This window comes from Micromonospora sp. HK10 (assembly GCF_000982955.1).
Taxonomy (GTDB): domain Bacteria; phylum Actinomycetota; class Actinomycetes; order Mycobacteriales; family Micromonosporaceae; genus Micromonospora.
Genome location: NZ_KQ058692.1, coordinates 1 through 1,946 on the forward strand (window position 1 = coordinate 1; position 1,946 = coordinate 1,946).

The following is a 1,946-nucleotide window of genomic DNA, read 5'->3' on the forward strand; positions in this document are numbered from 1 at the left end:
TGCGCAACCGGCTCAACGCCGCCACCGGGCTGCGGCTGCCGGCCACGCTGGTCTTCGACCACCCGACCGCCGAGGCGCTCGCCGGACACCTGCACGAGCTGATCGACCCGGGCACCGGGCCGGCCACCGCGGCGGCCCCGGTGACCGTCGCGGCCGACGAGCCGATCGCCGTGGTGGGCATGGCCTGCCGGTTCCCGGGCGGGGCGGACTCGGCGGACGCGCTGTGGCGGTTGGTGGCCGACGGGGTGGACGCCATGTCCACCTTCCCCACCAACCGCGGCTGGCCGGTCGACGGGCTGTACAGCCCGGACCGGGACCGGATCGGCACCACGTACACCCGGCACGGCGGTTTCGTGCACGACGCCGACCTGTTCGACGCGGACTTCTTCGGGATCAACCCGCGGGAGGCGGCGGCGATGGACCCGCAGCAGCGGCTGCTGCTGGAGACGGCCTGGGAGACCCTGGAACACGCGGGCATCGACCCGGCCGCGCTGCGGGCCACCCCGACCGGCGTGTTCACCGGCGTCGTCGCCCAGCACTACGCCCCCACCACCCAGCACGGCACCTCGGAGGTGGCCGGCTACCTGATGACCGGCAACACCACCAGCGTCGCCTCCGGCCGGGTGGCGTACGCGCTGGGACTGGAGGGCCCGGCGGTCACCGTGGACACCGCCTGCTCGTCGTCGCTGGTCGCCACCCACCTGGCGGTGCAGGCCCTGCGCAGCGGCGAATGCACCCTGGCGCTGGCCGGCGGGGCGACCGTCATGGCCACCCCGGAGATCTTCCTCGAGTTCAGTCGGCAGCGGGGCCTGTCACCGGACGGTCGGTGCAAGTCCTTCGCCGACGCGGCGGACGGCACCGGCTGGGGCGAGGGCGCCGGGCTGATCCTGCTGGAGCGGCTGAGCGACGCCCGGCGCAACGGCCGGCGGATCCTCGCGGTGATCCGCGGGTCGGCGGTCAACCAGGACGGTGCGAGCAACGGGCTGACCGCGCCGAACGGGCCCTCCCAGCAGCGGGTGATCCGCCAGGCGCTCACCGCCGCCGGCCTCGCTCCGGCCGACGTGGACGCCGTGGAGGCGCACGGCACCGGCACCACCCTGGGCGACCCGATCGAGGCGCAGGCCCTGCTGGCCACGTACGGGCAGCAGCGGGCCGGGAACGAACCGCTCTGGCTCGGCTCGATCAAGTCCAACATCGGCCACACCCAGGCCGCCGCCGGGGTCGCCGGCATCATCAAGGTGGTCCAGGCGCTGCGCCACGCGGTGCTGCCCCGCACCCTGCACGTCGATCGGCCCAGCGGGCACGTCGACTGGGACGCCGGCGCGGTGGCCCTGCTCACCGAGACCCGGCCGTGGCCGGCGCAGGGCCGCCCGCGCCGCGCGGCGGTCTCCTCGTTCGGGATCAGCGGCACAAACGCGCACATCATCCTGGAACAGGCCCCCGAACCGGAGGCGCCGCCGGCACCGGCGGCGTCCGCGCCGCTGCCGTGGTTGCTCTCCGCGAAGACCCCCGCCGGGCTGCGGGAACAGGCCGCGCGGCTGCTCGGGTACGTCGCGCAGCGGCCCGAGGTGGACCGGGCGACGGTCGGCGCCGCACTGGCCGGTGGCCGGGCGGTGTTCGCGCACCGGGCCGCCGTGCTGCCCGGCCCGGACCCGTCCGAGGCGCTGCGGGCCCTCGCCGAGGACCGGCCGCACCCCGCGCTGCTCCAGCACACCGCCGCGCACCACGGCCGGGTGGTGTTCGTGTTCCCCGGCCAGGGCGGACAGTGGCTCGGCATGGGCCGCGAACTCGCCCAACACAGCCCAGTCTTCGCCGCCCACCTCGACGCCTGCGCCACCGCACTACGCCCCTACGTCGACTGGGACCTGCACACCGTCCTACACGACGACAACCCCGACTGGCTCACCCGCGTCGACGTCGTCCAGCCCGTCCTGTTCGCCGTCATG

Annotated in this window: 1 protein-coding gene; it reads left to right on the top strand. The window is 75.4% G+C overall.

The window, feature by feature from the left end:
• Nucleotides 1–1,946 (top strand): type I polyketide synthase (locus tag LQ51_RS04350; protein WP_046563348.1); only part of this gene is annotated, 1,946 nt, incomplete at both ends.